General features: G+C 70.4%; 16 protein-coding genes. 8 read left to right on the forward strand and 8 right to left on the reverse strand.

Going from position 1 to position 16,613, the window contains the following annotated elements:
* Positions 1-1,236 (forward strand): cytochrome b/b6 domain-containing protein (locus RWQ91_RS07605; protein WP_314504383.1); only part of this gene is annotated, 1,236 nt, incomplete at its 5' end.
* 57 nt (positions 1,237-1,293) lie between these two features.
* Here the strand turns inward: RWQ91_RS07605 and cofE are convergent.
* Both cofE and RWQ91_RS07615 read right to left on the reverse strand, forming a co-directional pair.
* On the reverse strand, positions 1,294-2,058 hold the full coding sequence (cofE, locus tag RWQ91_RS07610) for a coenzyme F420-0:L-glutamate ligase (protein WP_314504385.1): 765 nt from the start codon (positions 2,056-2,058) through the stop codon (positions 1,294-1,296).
* Between the two features lie 29 nt (positions 2,059-2,087).
* A complete protein-coding gene (locus tag RWQ91_RS07615; protein WP_314504388.1) occupies positions 2,088-2,594 on the reverse strand; it encodes a GNAT family N-acetyltransferase in 507 nt (168 codons plus the stop codon).
* Positions 2,595-2,747: 153 nt separating this feature from the next.
* On the opposite strand from RWQ91_RS07615, the gene RWQ91_RS07620 reads away from it, so the two are divergent.
* Positions 2,748-3,308, forward strand: coding sequence for an acyl-CoA thioesterase (locus RWQ91_RS07620; protein ID WP_314504391.1), 561 nt, complete (start codon positions 2,748-2,750; stop codon positions 3,306-3,308).
* A 16-nt stretch (positions 3,309-3,324) separates the two neighbouring features.
* Positions 3,325-4,626: a hypothetical protein gene (locus RWQ91_RS07625; protein WP_314504393.1), complete on the forward strand. Its 1,302-nt coding sequence runs from the start codon at positions 3,325-3,327 to the stop codon at positions 4,624-4,626.
* Here RWQ91_RS07625 and RWQ91_RS07630 read toward each other — a convergent pair.
* Genes RWQ91_RS07630 through RWQ91_RS07640 form a run of 3 tightly spaced genes read right to left on the reverse strand, consistent with a single transcriptional unit; the run spans position 4,530 to position 6,231 of the window.
* Positions 4,530-5,048 carry a hypothetical protein gene (locus RWQ91_RS07630; RefSeq protein WP_314504396.1) on the reverse strand — a complete coding sequence of 173 codons (519 nt, stop codon included), beginning with the start codon at positions 5,046-5,048 and terminating at the stop codon, positions 4,530-4,532. The genes RWQ91_RS07625 and RWQ91_RS07630 overlap by 97 nt on opposite strands.
* Positions 5,045-5,590, reverse strand: a complete 546-nt coding sequence (locus RWQ91_RS07635) for a hypothetical protein (RefSeq protein ID WP_314504398.1) — start codon at positions 5,588-5,590, stop codon at positions 5,045-5,047. Before RWQ91_RS07635 ends, RWQ91_RS07630 begins: the two co-directional genes overlap by 4 nt.
* Entirely contained in the window at positions 5,587-6,231 is a 645-nt protein-coding gene (locus RWQ91_RS07640) for a hypothetical protein (RefSeq protein ID WP_314504400.1), read from the reverse strand. Before RWQ91_RS07640 ends, RWQ91_RS07635 begins: the two co-directional genes overlap by 4 nt.
* A 131-nt stretch (positions 6,232-6,362) precedes the next feature.
* On the opposite strand from RWQ91_RS07640, the gene RWQ91_RS07645 reads away from it, so the two are divergent.
* Positions 6,363-6,980, forward strand: a complete 618-nt coding sequence (locus RWQ91_RS07645; RefSeq protein WP_314504404.1) for a hypothetical protein — start codon at positions 6,363-6,365, stop codon at positions 6,978-6,980.
* A gap of 33 nt (positions 6,981-7,013) precedes the next feature.
* Here RWQ91_RS07645 and RWQ91_RS07650 read toward each other — a convergent pair whose 3' ends face one another.
* Positions 7,014-7,925, reverse strand: coding sequence for a LysR family transcriptional regulator (locus tag RWQ91_RS07650; RefSeq protein ID WP_314504405.1), 912 nt, complete (start codon positions 7,923-7,925; stop codon positions 7,014-7,016).
* Between the two features lie 100 nt (positions 7,926-8,025).
* Between RWQ91_RS07650 and RWQ91_RS07655 the strand changes: the two genes are divergently transcribed.
* Positions 8,026-11,769, forward strand: a complete 3,744-nt coding sequence (locus tag RWQ91_RS07655; RefSeq protein ID WP_314504407.1) for a bifunctional proline dehydrogenase/L-glutamate gamma-semialdehyde dehydrogenase — start codon at positions 8,026-8,028, stop codon at positions 11,767-11,769.
* Between the two features lie 271 nt (positions 11,770-12,040).
* On the opposite strand, the gene RWQ91_RS07660 is transcribed toward RWQ91_RS07655, so the two are convergent.
* Entirely contained in the window at positions 12,041-12,760 is a 720-nt protein-coding gene (locus RWQ91_RS07660) for a hypothetical protein (RefSeq protein ID WP_314504410.1), read from the reverse strand.
* 111 nt (positions 12,761-12,871) lie between these two features.
* Between RWQ91_RS07660 and RWQ91_RS07665 the strand changes: the two genes are divergently transcribed.
* From RWQ91_RS07665 to RWQ91_RS07675, 3 genes are read left to right on the forward strand one after another with little or no spacing between them, the layout of a single operon-like run.
* Positions 12,872-13,306: a hypothetical protein gene (locus RWQ91_RS07665; protein WP_314504413.1), complete on the forward strand. Its 435-nt coding sequence runs from the start codon at positions 12,872-12,874 to the stop codon at positions 13,304-13,306.
* On the forward strand, positions 13,306-13,530 hold the full coding sequence (locus tag RWQ91_RS07670) for a helix-turn-helix transcriptional regulator (protein WP_314504415.1): 225 nt from the start codon (positions 13,306-13,308) through the stop codon (positions 13,528-13,530). The genes RWQ91_RS07665 and RWQ91_RS07670 overlap by 1 nt, the downstream gene beginning before the upstream one ends.
* Complete coding sequence (locus RWQ91_RS07675) at positions 13,527-14,537, forward strand: NAD(P)-dependent alcohol dehydrogenase (protein WP_314504417.1); 1,011 nt, start codon at positions 13,527-13,529, stop codon at positions 14,535-14,537. Before RWQ91_RS07670 ends, RWQ91_RS07675 begins: the two co-directional genes overlap by 4 nt.
* On the opposite strand, the gene RWQ91_RS07680 is transcribed toward RWQ91_RS07675, so the two are convergent.
* Complete coding sequence (locus RWQ91_RS07680) at positions 14,528-16,585, reverse strand: MDR family MFS transporter (RefSeq protein WP_314504420.1); 2,058 nt, start codon at positions 16,583-16,585, stop codon at positions 14,528-14,530. The genes RWQ91_RS07675 and RWQ91_RS07680 overlap by 10 nt on opposite strands.
* Positions 16,586-16,613: the final 28 nt, after the last annotated feature.

Here is a 16,613-nt window from a genome sequence, read left to right on the forward strand (position 1 = left end):
GCGCTCGACGGGGCCCGACCCCTGCGCCGCGGCCTTCCGCGTGTTGCCGGTGGCGACCCCTGGCCGCCCGCGGGCTTCGTGCCCGCCGCGGGCGCCGCGGCTGCCGCACAGGTGGTAGATCCTGGCGCCTCAGAGGCCCCGATCCGGCAGGAGCTGACACCCGAGCCCGCGGTCCCGGCAGAGGTGGCGGCATCGGCCGCCTCCGCGCCCGCGATCCGGCAGCAGCTGACACCTTCGCCGGGCACCGACCTTTCGGTCCCGCTGCCCTTCACCCGCACGGTGTGGGCGGGTCGGGCGGCGCGCACGGCACCGCAGCCGAGGCCCGAACCCGTCAGGATCGGGCCGCTGACTCGCCTGGAGTGGGCGGGCGCGGTCGTCGTCGGCGGCGCCGGGCTTCTGTTCGCCGCGGGCATGGCCGTCCTGGCTGTGCGGTTCCTCCTCAGCACCGAGCCGCTGCAGCAGTTCCTCGCCGCGTATCCGGGCGAGTATCCGCTGCCCGAGGGCGCCCCGGTCGGCATCCCTCCGTGGCTGGGCTGGCAGCACTTCTTCAACACGTTCCTGATCGTGCTGATCATCCGCTCGGGGCTGCAGGTGCGCACCGAGAAGCGCCCGAGCGTGTTCTGGTCGCCCCGCGGCAACTCCCGACGCAAGATCAGCCTGAACCTGTGGCTGCACCAGTCCCTCGACATCCTGTGGATCACGAACGGTGTGATCTACGTGGTGCTGCTGTTCGCGACGGGGCAGTGGATGAAGATCGTACCCACGAGCTGGGCCGTGTTCCCCAATGCCGTCTCGGCGGCCCTGCAGTACGTGTCGCTGGATTGGCCGACCGAGAACGGCTGGGTCAACTACAACTCCCTGCAGCAGCTCGCCTACTTCGCGACGGTGTTCATCGCGGCGCCCCTCGCGATCGCGACGGGCGTGCGCATGAGCGGCATCTGGCCGAAGGACGCGAAGGCCCTGAACCGGGCATACCCGGTGGAGTGGGCGCGGGCGATCCACTTCCCGGTGATGCTCTACTTCGTGGCGTTCATCATCGCCCACGTCTCGCTCGTCCTGGCGACGGGCGCCCTTCGCAACCTGAACCACATGTACGCGTCGCAGGATGCCGTCAACTGGGTCGGCTTCGGGATCTTCGCCCTCTCGCTCGGGGTGATCACGGTCGGCTGGATCGCCGCGCGACCGCTCGTGCTGGCCCCGATCTCCCGGCTGTTCGGGACGGTCAGCGGCCGCTGACCGTCCCGAACACGGTTGCCGAGGAGGCGCGCAGCGCCGTATCGAGGTGCGGCGCGGTCAGCGGCCGGTGACGGATGCCGCGCCCGCGGCGTACCCGTCGGCGTAGGCCTCGTCCGCTCCGAGCCGGAACATGTCCCGCTCGGGATCGCGCACGATCGACCGTGCACCGGGCAGGTCGAGATCGCCGACCAGGTCGGCGCGTCCGCGCACGACCGCGACGGGCCTGCGCGAGGCCTTGCCCTTGACCAGGTCGGCGGCTGCCGCGATCTCGTCGGCGACACACGGCATGGTGACGATCAGCGGCCGGCCCTCGGCATCCGTCCCCCCGCGGAGATCCTCGAACACGTGCACTCCGGCGGCACCGATCGCCGAGTCGGTCTGACCCTCGCGCCACGCGCGTCCGAGCGTGTCCGACACGATGACGCCGACCTCGACCCCCAGAACGATGCGCAGCCCTGCGGCCAGGCCGCGCGCCGAGGCGTCGGGATCGACCGGAAGCAGCAGCACCGTGCCGTGCGGGGTGTTGGATGCGTCCACACCCGCGGCCGCCGAGACGATGCCCAGCTTGTTCTCGACGATGCGGGTGGTGTGACCGGTGGGGGACGTGCGCGAGGCGACGATGCGGACCGTCTCGGCGGTGATCGCGTCTTCGCGGTCGTCGGCGGCGATCATGCGGCCTTCGGCCTTGGAGACGATCTTGGATGTCACGACGAGGATGTCGCCATCCTGCAGAGTCGCACCCACCGCGGTCGTGATCACCTCGACGAGATCCACGCCGGGCGCGATCTCGGGAATGCCCTCGAGGGCCCAGATCTGCAGCACGTCAGGCCGTGGCGAGTCGGCCGGTCGCGTCAGCGGACGAACCGCACCTCGGTGAGCGTCTCACCGAGGAAGGGCTCGGTGTGCGAGGCGCCGTCGAGCTGGAAGCCGTTGCGGGCGTAGAAGCGGTGTGCGCGCGGGTTGTCTTCGGCGACCCAGAGGTAGACCGACTCGGTCTCGTCGATCGCGGCGTCGAACAGCTGCTGGCCGATGCCGGTGCCGTGGTAGGCGTCCAGGAGGTAGATGAAGTAGAGCTCGCGCAGGCGCGGAGCGTCACGGTCGCGCGCGGGTCCTGACCCGACGAATCCGACGATCTCGCCGCCGACGAGCGCGGCGCTCATGCGGAACTCGGGGCCCTGTGCGGCCCAGTGCGTCCACAGTTCGGCCAGGCGCTTGGGTGAGACGTTCTCGAGCGCGGCCTTGCTGATCAGGTGGTCGTACGTCTCGTGCCAGCAGCTCGCGTGCACGCGACCGAGGGCTTCGGCATCGACGTCTCGGACCGGACGGACGACGATGTCGGTCTTCAGTTCGGCTTCCATGGGGGCGACTCTACGCTCGGCTCTGCGGCGAGGGAAATCGACGGCGCGGGTTGACATTCCGCCTTCACACGGCTGTGGATGCGGCATCCCGGCGCTGTCGGAAGACGACAACGGAATGGCTGGATCGCTCGTGGATGGCTACGATCGCTCCTCGTGAACGTGATCTGGCGAACCCTTCTGACGATCTGGCGCGCGAAGCTGCAGCTGCGCCGGAACGGCACGATCGAACCGACCGCGATCGGTCGTGTCTCGGTGCGCACCCTTCCGACCGACATCGACCTGCTCGGGCACATGAACAACGGCCGCTACGGATCGCTGTTCGACCTCGGCCGGTTCGACCTGCTGATCCGCACCGGCATCTGGGACGTCTTCCAGCGCCAGGGCTGGTACGCCGTCGTCGCGAGCGAGACGATCACCTTCCGCAAGTCGCTCGAGCTGTGGCAGCGCTTCACCGTGGAGTCGCGCCTGCTCGGTCACGACGACAAATCCGCCTATCTGATGCACCGCGCGGTCGTGGACGGTGAGGTGTACGCCGAGATGATCGTGCGTGCGCGGTTTCTGCGCCGCTCCGGCGGAATCGTTCCGCACGAGGAGCTCTTCGAGGCCCTGCACCGGCCCGACAACCTGCCCGAGCTCGCTCCGTGGGTGGCCGAGTGGGCGGCATCCTCCGCCTTGCCGTCGACGAGAGTGCCGGCGCCCAGCGTCTGGGGCTGACCGCTAGCGTGGACGGATGATCGCCGTCCTGCGCCTCGCCGGGCAGCTGCTCTGGCGGCACTGGCCGGCCCTGCTGGCGCTGTATCTGGCCGGCACGCTGGGCCGATACGTCGCCATCGAGGCGGCCGGCTTCGTCGGAGCGTACAGTGCGATCGGCGGGGCGCTGCTCTTTCCGCTCGCCATCCTGTCGCGCCTGGTCGCTCTCGTGGCGATGCTGCTCGTGCTGCGCGACGGCATGGTCGAGCTGGGTGCTCTGGCACCGATCCCCGCCCAGCGTGCCGCGCGCCGCCGAGCGTTCGTGGACGCCCTGCTGGCCGGCATCCTGCCTTTCGTCGCGTTCTACGCGGCGTGGGGCTACCTGCGCGAGGATGCCGCTGACTACTTCAGCCGGGTGCTCGAGGTGAACTCCGGCCTCATCGCCGACGAGATCCTGCTCGGCCAGGAGCGCGCCGGCGATGCTGCCGCCGGCGAGCTGAGTCTCGGCCCGATCACGATCGCGATCATCGTGGCGGCGTTCGCCGGCCGGTGGCTGTGGAAGCGCTATCGCAGCCGGCTGCCGAAAGCGTTCGCCGCGATCGCCGTGTACCTCGAGGTGCTGTGGGTCTACCTGTCGGTGACGCTCATCGGCGACGCCCTGAATCAGGTGGCCGCCTGGGTGCAGACCCGTCAGGGACTGGTGTGGCTCGGCGACCTGCGCGAGTGGGCGGGCGCGCAGCTCGCGCCCGTGGCATGGGTGTGGGATGCGGTCGAATGGCTTCTGGGCGAGGTGGGCGGCATCGTGCTGCTGCCGATCGCGTGGCTCACGATCGCCGGCGTGATCTACGGGCAGGCGGTCGCACCGCAGTCGGCCCGGCTCGGGGGTCGGGTCGCGGTCCGGGCGCAGGCGCGTTTCAACACGCTGCCGTCCCGCTTGCGGGCGCGTCTGCGCGACATCTGGTCGGATGTGATCGCCCGGTTCCAGCCGATCGGGCGGGCGCTGCTGCTCATGTGGCGCGCCGGACCTGTGCTGGTCGGGTCGTACGTGCTCTTGTTCACGATCCTGCTGGGGCTGGATGCCGCGCTCGAGATCGGCGTGACCCGCGTGATCGGCCCGCAGGAGCTCGGCGGATTCTGGATGGTCAACGCGCCGTTGATCTTCCTGTTCGTGCCGCTCGTGATCGAGCCGCTGCGCGTCGTGCTGGTCGCCAGCGCCTATGACGCGGTGATCGGACGCCTCGTGCCCTACGGCTCGACGACCAGGGTCACGAAGCGGGGCAGCGCGCCGGCGGTCGACAGTTCGATCGCGAACGGCCCGGCGGCATCGTCCGGGACGAGGTAGTTCAGCGTCAGCGAGTAGCGGATCGGCAGTTCGGAGTCGCAGGACGTCTTGGCGTCGAGGTCGTTCTCGAGGTCCAGCTCGAACGACGCCTCGATCCACTGCCTGCCCGCGCCGCCCGTTTCGCGCAGCGTCGGCGAGACGCAGCTGATCGGCTCCTCACCCGGGGTGACCAGAACCGTCGCCCTGACCACCCGGGTGCCGGACGGCGCGCCCGCGGCATCGGTGAAACCGGCTTGGGCCGGACCGATCCGGGCTCCGGCGTAGGTCGTGGAGTCGCCGGGCTCGACGGTGATCGGTTTCGTGGGGTGACCGAGGTCATGCGCCGACCACTCGTTCACGGCGATCACGCCGATAGTGACGGGCAGCAGCACCGCGATCGCCGCGAGTGAGAGAGCGTTGCGCCGCCACCAGCCGCCGGTCATGGCTGCGCCCAACCGGTCGGCCGAAGCTCGGCATCCGTCTGGACCTCGATCTCGTCCAGGTCGACCTGCAGGACGATCAGCGAGTCGAGTCGTGGATCACTGCTCAGCCCGAAGGTCAGGACCGCCTCACCGGCCTCGATGTCGTCCGGCAGTTCGAACGCGACGCTGCCGGAGCGGGGGATGCCGACCGCCAGCGGCTGCGTGGCGAGGGACTCCGGTCGCTCGCTTGCGCTGAAGGTGCGCCCGGCTGTCTCGAGCGTGGCCAGGCGCAGGGTCGTGCCGGGTTCGGAGGTGACAGCCGCGGCATCCAGGTCGACCACGACCCAGTTGCCTTCCGCCGACCAGTCCTGGGCGCTGACGCTCGACGCACGCCGGATGTCCTCGACGGTGATGGCGACGTTGCGGCCCTCCCCGCGCTCGCCGACCGCCACGCTCACCGGGAACGGCGCCTCGGACGCGTCGTCGGCGGGCGTCAGTGCCGCGACACCCCAGGCGGCGGCCACGAGGCCCGCGCCGACGGCCCACGCCGCTGCACGCCTCATCCGCCCGCTCCGATGTCTTCCAGCGCGATCGGGATCGTCGCCGCGGCGACGGGATCGGTCCACCACTGACCGTTCGCGACGAAGGAGCCCGTGTAGAGGGTCATGTCGTTCACCGTCACGGTCAGCGCCTGGCCGTCCTCGAAGGCGCTTGCCTCGACCGCCCAGGCGAAGACGATCTGCGCGGGGACGCCGGGCTGCAGGGCGGGGCTGAGGGTCGCGTCGTCGTACCGGGCGACCGACTCGGGCTCCAGCGGCAGCCCCTCGACGGTCACGGACTCCGTCACGCTGCTGCCGGGGTAGGCCGGAAGCGGCTCGATCCACGTGTTCTGCACGTCCATCAGCAGGGCGAGCACGCGCTCCCCGTCCTGGACGAACACGCCCGCCTCGGGGAACTCATCGACGAGGACGGCACGGCGGATTGTCACCGCGAGCTGATCGTTGCGGTGCTCGTCGCCCGCCTCCAGGGTGGTGGGCCCGGGGGTGGCGGCGGTCGCCAGACCGCCGAACGCGGCTGTTCCCGCGAGGAAGATTCCCGTGGCGATCCCCGCGAACCACCGGGTCGGGACCCGGTCCGATGCCGCCCGGATCCATCCGAACCGCGCGCGGGTGGTCGGCGCAGGGCCGTCGCCGGGGGTGGTCATCATTTCACTTTAGGCGCGGCTAAGCACAACACCCGCGGCGGCGCAAGGCATTGTGACGCGCGTCGCGGTGCGGTTGCCTCGACGATGTGATCGCCACCCCAGGGGCGGTCCCCCTAACGAAGGAGTGAGCCGTGGACACTGCCACACTCATCTGGATCGTCGTCGCGATCATCGTCGTCGCGATCATCATCGTCGTGGCGGTCATGCTCTCCCGCCGCAACTCGGCGAGGAAGCTGGAGGCGCAGCACGCCAAGGCGCAGGATCTGCGCGAAGATGCGCGCCGCACCGAGATGGCCGCCCGCGAACGCGAGGCGCAGGCCGCGCAGGCCCGGGCGGACTCCGCGAGCGCGGCGGCCGAAGCCGAGCAGGCCAAGGCCCGCGCCGCGCAGGCCAGCATCGAGGCCGAGCGCGTCGCCGGCACGATCGACGGTCACCAGTCGGATGCCGCCGCTCTGCGCGCCGAGCAGGAGGAGAAGCTGCGCAAGGCCGACGAGCTCGATCCGAACGTCACCGCCGGCGAAACCCGCGACGACCGCTCGGCTCCCGCCGGCTACACCCCGGCTCCGGCCCGCGCGGACGCGGCGACCTCCCGCACGCAGTCGAACGATGTGGCCGCCGACCGGGCTGCCGAGCGCAACGATCGCGAGGCGGCAGCCGCCGATCGCGATGCCGTCCGCACCGACTCCGAGGTGATCCGAGACGAGAACGGCAACGTCCGCTCCGAAGTGCGGCCCACCGACCGCGCCTGACCACCCGCAGCATCCCGCCGAGGCACCGCGCGATCAGGTCGTGCGGTGCCCTCGGCGGGTGTCCGACCGCTCTGCGAAGGCGTCCTGCAGCGCATTGCGCACCGCGCGGATGCCCGTCCGCGATGCCGATGACGCGCGGGCGGCGGTGAAGATCTCCCGCACCGGGTGTCCCGGCAGATCGAGCAGCCGCACCGGCGGGTCGATGTCGGCCCAGACGAGGTCGGGCAGCACGCCCACCGCCCGGCCGGCGGCGATCAGGCGCACCTGTGCGGTGAGGTCGGCGATCTCGAAGCGGACGTCGGGTTCGAACCCGGCCGCGCGGCACTGCTGGAGCGCCCATTGACGGGCGGCCGTGCCCGGGGGCTCCATCACCCAGGCGCGGTCCTCGAGGTCCGACAACTGCCGGGCTCGATCGGCGGGCGGCAGCGCCAGCCGGATCGGGTCGCTTCCGAGCGTCTCGCGCTCGAGCCCCCTCACATGAGCACGCGTGTGCCCCGGGTACTGCTCCGCGATCACGAGGTCGAATCCTCGCGCGGACAGCTCGAACAGTCCCTCCTCGGGCGGAACCTCAGCGATCTCCACGCGCAATCCCGGCTCGCGGCCGGCCAGCAGCGTCAGTGCATTCGGCAGGATCGCCTGCGCCGCGGTCTGCAGCACGGCGACCCGGACCGGAGCGATACCGGGCTGGAGCGACTCGAGTTCGCCGCGGATCTGCTCCTCGAGCTCAAGCGCGCGGGCGGCGTGTGCGGCCAGAGCGACGCCGTGCTCCGTGAGCCTGAGCCTGCGCCCGTCCGGGATCATCAGCGGCACTCCGGCGTCCTTCTCGAGCTGCGCGAGCTGCTGGGAGATCGTCGACGGGCTGTAGGAGAGGGCTTCGGCGACGGAGGCGAGGGTGCCGCGCAGCGCGAGCTCGTGCAGCAGACGCAGTCGGCGCAACTCGAACACGGCACCTCCTCGCGCGTGACGGTATTCATCGGCAGAACCGATGAATACCGATCATAGATGGTCGCTTTTGCTGAAGAGTCCAATGCCGCATGCTGGAGTCATGACTACCGCACCCGTGCCCTCCGCCGCGCCCGTGGACACCCTGGCCGACAAGGCGATCGACCTCGCCCGGCGCTGGGTGACCGAGAGCGCCAGTGCCGAGGTCGATGCGTCGGCCGCGCGGTTGGCGGGCGTGCTCAAGGACCCGAACGGGCTCCCCTTCACGATCGGCTTCGTCGACGGCGTCATGCGTCCCGAGAGCCTGTCGGCGGCGGCATCCAATCTCAGTCGCGTCGCTCCGCTCGTGCCCAGATTCCTGCCCTGGTACCTGCGCGGCGCCGTGCAGCTCGGCGGTGCGGTCGCGCCCGTGCTGCCGTCCCCGGTGGTGCCGATCGCCCGGCGCGTGCTGCGCGAGATGGTGGGGCACCTCGTGGTGGACGCCCGCCCCGACAAGCTGGGGCCGGCGATCGCGAAGATCCGCGAGGGCGGCGCCAAGCTCAACCTCAATCTGCTGGGCGAGGCCGTGCTCGGCGAGCAGGAGGCGCTGCGCCGGCTGGACGGCATCCACGACCTCATCCGTCGCCCCGACGTCGACTACGTCTCGGTGAAGGTGTCGGCGATCGCGAGCCACATCTCGATGTGGGCATTCGACGAGGTGGTCGACAAGGTCATCGAACGCCTCCTGCCGCTGTACGTCACCGCGGCGGGCGACGGCACCTTCATCAACCTCGACATGGAGGAGTACCGCGACCTCGATCTGACGATCGCGGTCTTCACGCGCCTCCTCGAAGACCCGCGACTGCAGCAGCTCGAGGCCGGCATCGTGCTGCAGGCCTACCTGCCCGACGCCCAGCCAGCCCTCGCGCAGCTCACCGCGTGGGCCCGGCAGCGGGTCGCGGCCGGCGGCGCCCGCATCAAGGTGCGGCTCGTGAAGGGGGCGAACCTCGCGATGGAGCGGGTGGATGCCGCCATGCACGACTGGCCGCCGGCCACCTACGGCAGCAAGCTGGACTCGGACGCGAACTACCTGCGCTGCCTGGAGTCCGCACTGCAGCCGGACCGCACCACCGCGGTGCGGATCGGCGTCGCCGGCCACAACCTGTTCGACATCGCCTACGCCTGGCTGCTGGCGGCCGAGCGGGGTGTCCGTGACGATGTCGAGTTCGAGATGCTGCTGGGCATGGCGCAGGGCCAGGTCGAGGCGGTGGCACGGGAGGTGGGGCACGTGCTGCTCTATGTGCCGGTGGTCCGCCCCGACGAGTTCGACGTCGCGATCAGCTACCTGGTGCGCCGGCTCGAAGAGAACGCGTCCAGCGAGAACTTCCTCTCGGCGGCGTTCGAGCTGGCCGACGAGCCTGAGCTGTTCGACCGTGAGCGCGATCGGTTCGTCGCGTCCATTGCGCGCGCGCACGACGAGACGCTGCCGATCGGACCGAATCGCAGCCAGGACCGCACGGCCGTGCCCGGCCCGTCCGGTCACGCCGCGAACGCCGAGGGTGAGACCGTCCGGTCGGACGGCGCCGTGGAGGCCGGCGCGGAGTCGATCGGTCCCGACGGTTTGACGCAGGCGGTGCTCGGCATCGCTCGCTCGGCGGCTGCGTCCGACGCCGCCGGCGACACGGCACCCCTGGAGCCGGTCGGCTCCGAGGTCATGTTCGGCGGGCACGGCTTCGTCGAGACTGCCGTGTTCGCGTCGCGCCAGGCCGATGAGCGCGCCGTGGGAGCTCCGGGCTTCCGCAACGCCGCCGACACCGACCCATCGCTCCCGGCGAACCGCGACTGGAGTCGCGGCATCCTGGATCGCATCGAGGGTTCCACCGTCGGTGACGACACGATCGCGGCCGCCCTCGTCACCGACGGGGAGGCGCTCGAGGAGATCGTGTCGCGGGTGCGCGCAGCGGCCGAGAGCTGGGGCGCCCTCCCGGCGGCCGAACGCGCTGCCGTGCTTCAGGCCGCGGGGCAGGCGCTCGAGGGACGCCGCGGCGACCTGATCGAGGTCGCCGCCTCCGAGACCGGCAAGGTGTTCGCCGAGGCCGACGTCGAAGTGAGCGAGGCCGTCGACTTCGCGAACTACTACGCCGCGACCGCGCGCGAGCTCGACAGCGTGAGCGGGGCGGTGTTCGTCCCCTCGAAGCTGACCGTCGTGACGCCGCCGTGGAACTTCCCCGTCGCGATCCCCGCCGGGGGTGTGCTGGCCGCGCTCGCCGCGGGCTCGGGTGTCGTCTTCAAGCCGGCTCCGCAGGCGCGTCGCTGCGCGGCGGTGCTCGCCGAAGCGCTGTGGGATGCGGGCGTGCCGCGTGAGCTGCTCGCGCTGGTGGACATCGACGAGGGCGATCTAGGGCAGCGCCTCATCGCGCACTCCGACGTGGACCGTGTGATCCTCACCGGATCGTGGGAGACGGCCGCGCTGTTCCGGTCGTGGCGGCCCGAGCTGCCCCTGCTCGCTGAGACGAGCGGCAAGAACGCGATGATCGTGATGCCCTCCGCCGATCTCGATCTGGCGGCATCCGACCTCGTCAAGAGCGCGTTCGGGCACGCCGGGCAGAAGTGCTCCGCGGCGTCGTTGGCCATCCTCGTCGGTCCCGTCGGGCGCTCGCGGCGTTTCGCACGGCAGCTGGTGGATGCCGCCACCTCGCTGCGCGTCGGGCCGCCCAGCGACCCGATGGCCGAGGTGGGCCCCGTGATCGAGCAGCCGCAGGGCAAGCTCGCCTGGGCGCTGACGACCCTCGACGAGGGCGAGAAGTGGCTGGTCGAGCCGACGCAGCGCGACTTCGGGACCGAGTACGAGGGCCGGTTCTGGACGCCCGGCATCCGCACCGGCGTGCAGCCGGGGTCGCGCTTCCACCGCGAGGAGTTCTTCGGCCCGGTGCTGGGCGTCATGCACGCGCACTCGCTCTCGCACGCGCTCGAACTGCAGAACGCGGTGGCGTACGGCCTGACGGCCGGCCTGTACACGCAGAATCCGCAGGATCTCGAGACCTGGCTCGACGGCGTGCAGGCCGGCAACCTCTATGTCAACCGCGGGATCACGGGTGCGATCGTGCAGCGGCAGCCGTTCGGCGGGTGGAAGCGCTCATCTGTCGGTGCCGGGACGAAGGCCGGCGGCCCGAACTATCTGATCGGCCTGGGGGCGTGGCGTCCGTCCGCCGGGTCGGCGTCGTCGGCCACGCTGCACCTGCGCGGGCTCGACTCGCGCATCACCGGCGTGATCGAGGCGGCGCAGCCGTCGCTGGACTACGACGCCTTCGAGTGGCTGCGGCGCGGTGCGCTCTCGGACGCGCTCGCGTGGGACCGCGAGTTCGGACAGGTGCGCGATGTCTCGCACCTCGGGGTCGAGCGCAATCTGTTCCGCTACCGCCCGGTCGATGTGGCGGTGCGGGCATCCGGGGATGCGACCTGGCAGGCGCTGCTGCGCGTCGTGGTGGCCGGCATCCGGGGCGGGTCGGATTTCACCCTGAGCGCGCCGGTCGGCCTACCCGGTGCGGTGCGGCGCGCGCTCAGCGACCAGGGCGTCGCGGTGTTCGTCGAGACCGACCAGCAGTGGCTCGAGCGGATGACCGCTCGCGATGACGCCGCGCCTTCGCGGCCGCCGCGCGCGCGTCTGGTCGGCCCGCCGGAATCGGTCGCAGTACTGCACCGCGCGCTGGCCGAGGCCGTGGGCGGCGACCCCGATCTGGCGGTGTACCCGAACGAGGTCACCACGGCGGGGCGCATCGAGCTGCTGCCCTTCCTGCACGAGCAGTCCATCACGATCACCGCGCACCGTTTCGGCAACCCGGATGACTGGAGCCAGTCGGTCATCTGACAGCGGGGTTCATCTTCGGTCACGTGCGGCGAACGGCCGCGACGCGCAGCGTCGAGGCGGCCGAACGCCGCAGGTCAGCGTCTGACGCGGAAGACCCAGCGAAGAGAAAGAAGTTATCTTTCTGGTCTTCGGTGCGCTCACCGCCGACGATGGATGAGGGGACAGGACGCTGCGGTCTGATTCGGGTCAGATGCGGCGTCCTTCTGCTGGGGGATCAGCGACCCCGGCCGCCGGTGGCTCTGCCGCGCGGCCGGGGGACGCCCGGGCTCGTCTACGCCTCGGCGGCGTCGATGGGGACCGTGAACCCCTCGACGAGGCCGCGGATGCCGAGGCCGAACAGCGTCCATTCCCCGGCGGGCAGCTCGCCGCCCTCCGGAAGGTCGAACACCGGGTGATCCAGTCCCTGTGCCGCCCGCACCGCGAAGCCCTCGCCGAGCGCGGCCATCGCCTCGGTGAATTCCACGATGGTCAGCGGCGCACGCATTCGGCGTCCGTAACGGGCCAGCAGCGCGGCGTAGAACGCCGCGAACGCATCGATCGATCCCTGGTGGCGCTCGGCGCTCGCGACGCGCAGCTCCGGCCACGCGCCGGCGGCCGTCCGCAGGGCCAGGGCCGTGATGAACGCGTGGGAGTCGCGGGATTCCGGCTCCAGATGGAACTTGGACGCATACGTGACGAAATCCAGCGCCGCCACGCGCGCGACGTCATCCAGGGTCCCGTCCGAGTCGTCGAGCACTTCCTGGATCGCGATCGCGGCGCTCGTGACCGGCGGAGCGAAGCGCATGCCGACCATCTCCACAGCGAGGTCGCGGTGGAAATCCGACTGGTCCGCCCAGATGCGGTAGGCCGCGCCCGTGGTCAGACCGACCGACCGGAGCACCTCCTGCAGGCGGATGTGCTGCACTCCCGCCGTCGCGCCGCGCTCGAGAAGCATCTGGATGCCGGTCTCGAGGATGAGGCGGCGAGTGTCGTCAGCGGTGCGGCGGGCCATCCCCCCACACTGACAGCAACGCGCGCGATCGCCAAAGTAAAGAATATTTGACATGCCGCGGCCGGCGCTCTACCGTGATGATGTCAAACATTTCATACATCGGAGCGAGAAATGGTCTACGAAGAGCGCAACACGTGGGTCGGTCTGATCGTGAGCGCGATCGCCATGACGGTGTACGTGATCGTCGTGCTGCAGCAGGCCGGTGACGGCCCGCTCACCGAGGTGGTCTGGTGGCCGATCATGCTGTGGACGATCGGACTGAGCATCGTCGCGTCGATCGTGGTCAGCATCCTGTGGGGGATCCTCGCCGGCATGCGGGAACGCGACGGCGTCGGCAAGTCCGACCAGCGGGATCGCGACATCGCCCGCATGGGCGGCCGAGTCGGGCAGGCGTTCCTGGTGATCGCCGGACTCGGGGTGCTCGTCCTGTGCGCGTTCGAGGCCGACTGGTTCTGGATCGCGAACACGATGTACTTCGGCTTCGCGCTCTCCGCGTTCGCCGGCGGCGTGGCCAGCGTCATCGCCTACCGCCGCGGCCTGATCTGATGGTCAAGCCCACGCGGGTGACCAACCGCATCCGCGCCCTGCGCGAAAGCGCCGGCATCACGCAGGCCGAACTCGCGCGCCGCATCGGCGTGACCCGCCAGACCGTGATCGCGATCGAGCAGGAGCGCTACTCGCCCTCGCTCGAACTCGCCTTCCAGATCGCCCGCGTCTTCGGGGCCGGTCTCGACGACGTGTTCCACTACCCCGGAGGAGAACTTCCATGACCGCCGACACGACCCTCCGGACCATGATCTCGTGGCGCCAGCATCGGTACGGCGGACCCGACACGGTCGTCGCCGAGATGGTGCCCGTTCCCGAGCCTCGGCGCGGCGAGGCTCTCCTCCGCTTCGAGGCCTCCTCCATCAACTCGGGTGACATCCACCTGATGCGGGGCGACCCGCGCATGGTGCGGCTCTTCTTCGGACTGCGACGCCCTCGCGTCGCCGGGCGCGGCATGGATCTGGCCGGCACGATCGTCGCCCTGGGACCGGCTGCCGCAGGCTTCGCCATCGGCGATCGCGTGGTCGGTGCGTACGAGAATGCGCTCGCCGAGTACGTCGCGGTGCCGGTCACGCGACTGTCGCTCATTCCGGCCGCGGTGACGTCGGCGGACGCCGCCGCTCTGCCGGTCGCGGGCAACACGGCGATGACGATCCTCGATCGCTGCCGCGTGGGCACGGGATCACGCGTGCTCGTGATCGGGGCCGGTGGCGGTGTCGGCACGTTCACCGTGCAACTGGCTGTCGAGCGGGGCGCCGAGGTGTGGGCCACGTGCGGTGCGCGGGCCGAGGAGACGGTACGGCGTCTGGGGGCGACCCGCACGTTCGACTACCGGACGACCGGACTCGACGACCTGCCGACCGGCACGTTCGACGCCGTCGTCGACATCGCGGGGGAGCCGCCGCTGCGGCTGCTGCGGGAACTGCTCCGGCCCGGCGGCTCCGTCGCCCTCGTCGGCGGTGAGGGCGGGCGCGTGCTCGGCCCGCTGCCGCGCATCGTGCGGGCGCTGTTCGCCGCGCGGTCAGGACGCGCCTTCCGGCCCATCACGGCCGTGTCGCGGCCGGCCGTCACCGTCCAGCTGCTCGAGCTGGCGGCATCCGGTCGGCTCGCACCCGCCATTGAGCGGACCTTCGCGCTGGCAGAGGCGGGCGACGCACTGGCGCACGTGGACGCCGGCCACACCGTCGGCAAGGTCGTCGTCGTGGCGGACGAGCGAACCGATCAGGGCTGAACCAGCACCCCCGCGGTGTCGGCCGCCTTCGTCGCGCGCATCAGCTCGTCGTCGGCCGCGTCGTCGGCGGCCTCCTGCAGCGCCGACTTCTCGCGCAGCGGCGGAGTCTTGAAGAACAGCGACAGCACGAATGCGATGATCACGACCCACATCGCCACCCAGTAGACCAGGACCGCCGAAGCGTTGAAGGCCACCAGGATCGGCTTGGTCAGGGCGGGGTCGGCGCCGGTGAGGAACGATGTGTCATCCAGCGCCGCCGAATCCATCGACGAGGTTCCGCCGCCCGAGGCGAACTCGTCCTCGATCGCGGGAACGACGGTCTCGACGTAGGCGGCGCGCTGCGCAGGGTCGGAGAAGTCGAGGGTCACCGCGCCGTCATCGGCGATGCGGGCGACCGGGATCTTCTGCTCGATCTGGGTCGCCGCCTCGGCCTGAGCCTGGGCCACGGCCGCGGTGGTCGCCGATTCCTGCGCCGCGGCGGGGATCTGGCCGGCCGCGACGCCGTCCGCGACCGCCTGAGTCGCGGCATCCGCTGCCTGCGTCAGTCCGTCCTCGATCTGCGTCGTGGTCGCCGTCGTGAGCTGCGTGACGATCGGGTCGTAGATCTGCTCCATGATCGCGGCGTTTTCGGGCGCTCGCGCCACGGCGGGGTCCAAGGCCGCGTCGAGCGAGCCGGTCAGGGTCTCGGTGTCGGCGAAAGACGTCTGCACATTGCCGGGCAGGACCGTGAACATCAGCGAGAGCAGGACCGCCGTGCCGAGCGTGCCGCCGATCTGGCGGAAGAACGTCGAGGAGCTCGTGGCGACGCCCATGTCGCGGATGCCGACCGAGTTCTGGCTCGCGATCGTGAGGGTCTGCATGAGCTGGCCGAGGCCCAGACCGATCAGCAGCATCGCGCCGGCGACGAACCAGTACGACCTGTCGTACTGCAGGAACGTGAGCCAGAAGAAGCCGAGCGACATGAATGCCGTGCCCAGGATCGGGAACATTCGGTAGCGACCGGTGCGCGCGATGATCTGACCGCTGCCGATCGAGGCGATCATCAGCCCGAGGATCATCGGCAGCATCTGGAAGCCGCTCTCGGTCGGGGTGGATCCGAGCACGAGCTGCAGGTAGAGGGGCAGGGTCAGCATCGCGCCGAACATGCCGAAGCCGACGAACACGCCGATCACCGTCGCCATCGAGAAGGTCGACGAGCGGAAGAGCTTCAGGGGGATGAGCGCATCGTCCTTCATGAGCGTCTCGGCGATGATGAACCCGACGATGCCGAGAACGCCGACGACGTAGCAGAAGATCGCGAGCGGCGACCCCCAGCCCCACTCGCGTCCGAGCTCGGCGACCAGCAGCAGCGGCACCAGGGCGACGACCACCAGTGACGCGCCCCACCAGTCGATGCGCACGGAGTGGCCGGGATGCCGCGGAATGTGCAGGAAGCGCAGGACGATGCCCAGCGCGACGAGCCCGATCGGCACGTTGATGAGGAAGACCCAGCGCCACCCGGCGATCCCGAGGATCTGATCGGCGCCCGCGAACAGGCCCCCCACGAGGGGGCCGATCACGCTCGAGATGCCGAAGACGGCGAGGAAGTACCCCTGATACTTGGCGCGCTCGCGCGGCGCGAGGATGTCGCCCATGATCGCGAGCGGCATCGACATCAGACCGCCGGCACCGAGTCCCTGGATCGCGCGGAACATCGCCAGCTGGATCATCGACGTCGAGAAGCTCGCGAGAATCGAGCCGATCATGAACACGACGATGGCGAAGATGAACAGCGGCCGCCGACCGAAGATGTCGGAGAGCTTGCCGTAGATGGGCGTCGAGATCGTCGAGACGATCAGGTAGGCCGTGGTGACCCACGCCTGCTGGCTCAGGCCGTTCAGGTCGTCGCCGATCGTGCGGATCGCCGTCCCGACGACCGTCTGATCCAGCGCGGAGAGGAACATGCCGGCCATGAGGCCGAAGATCACGAACATGATCATGCGGTGCGTCATGACCGGTTCTGCGCGCTGTGCGCGATGGCGACCTGTCGCCGTGGTGACGTCGGACATCTGACCTCGAGAGATTGTGAAGCGCGGA

This window comes from uncultured Microbacterium sp. (genome assembly GCF_963524805.1).
Lineage (GTDB): Bacteria > Actinomycetota > Actinomycetes > Actinomycetales > Microbacteriaceae > Microbacterium.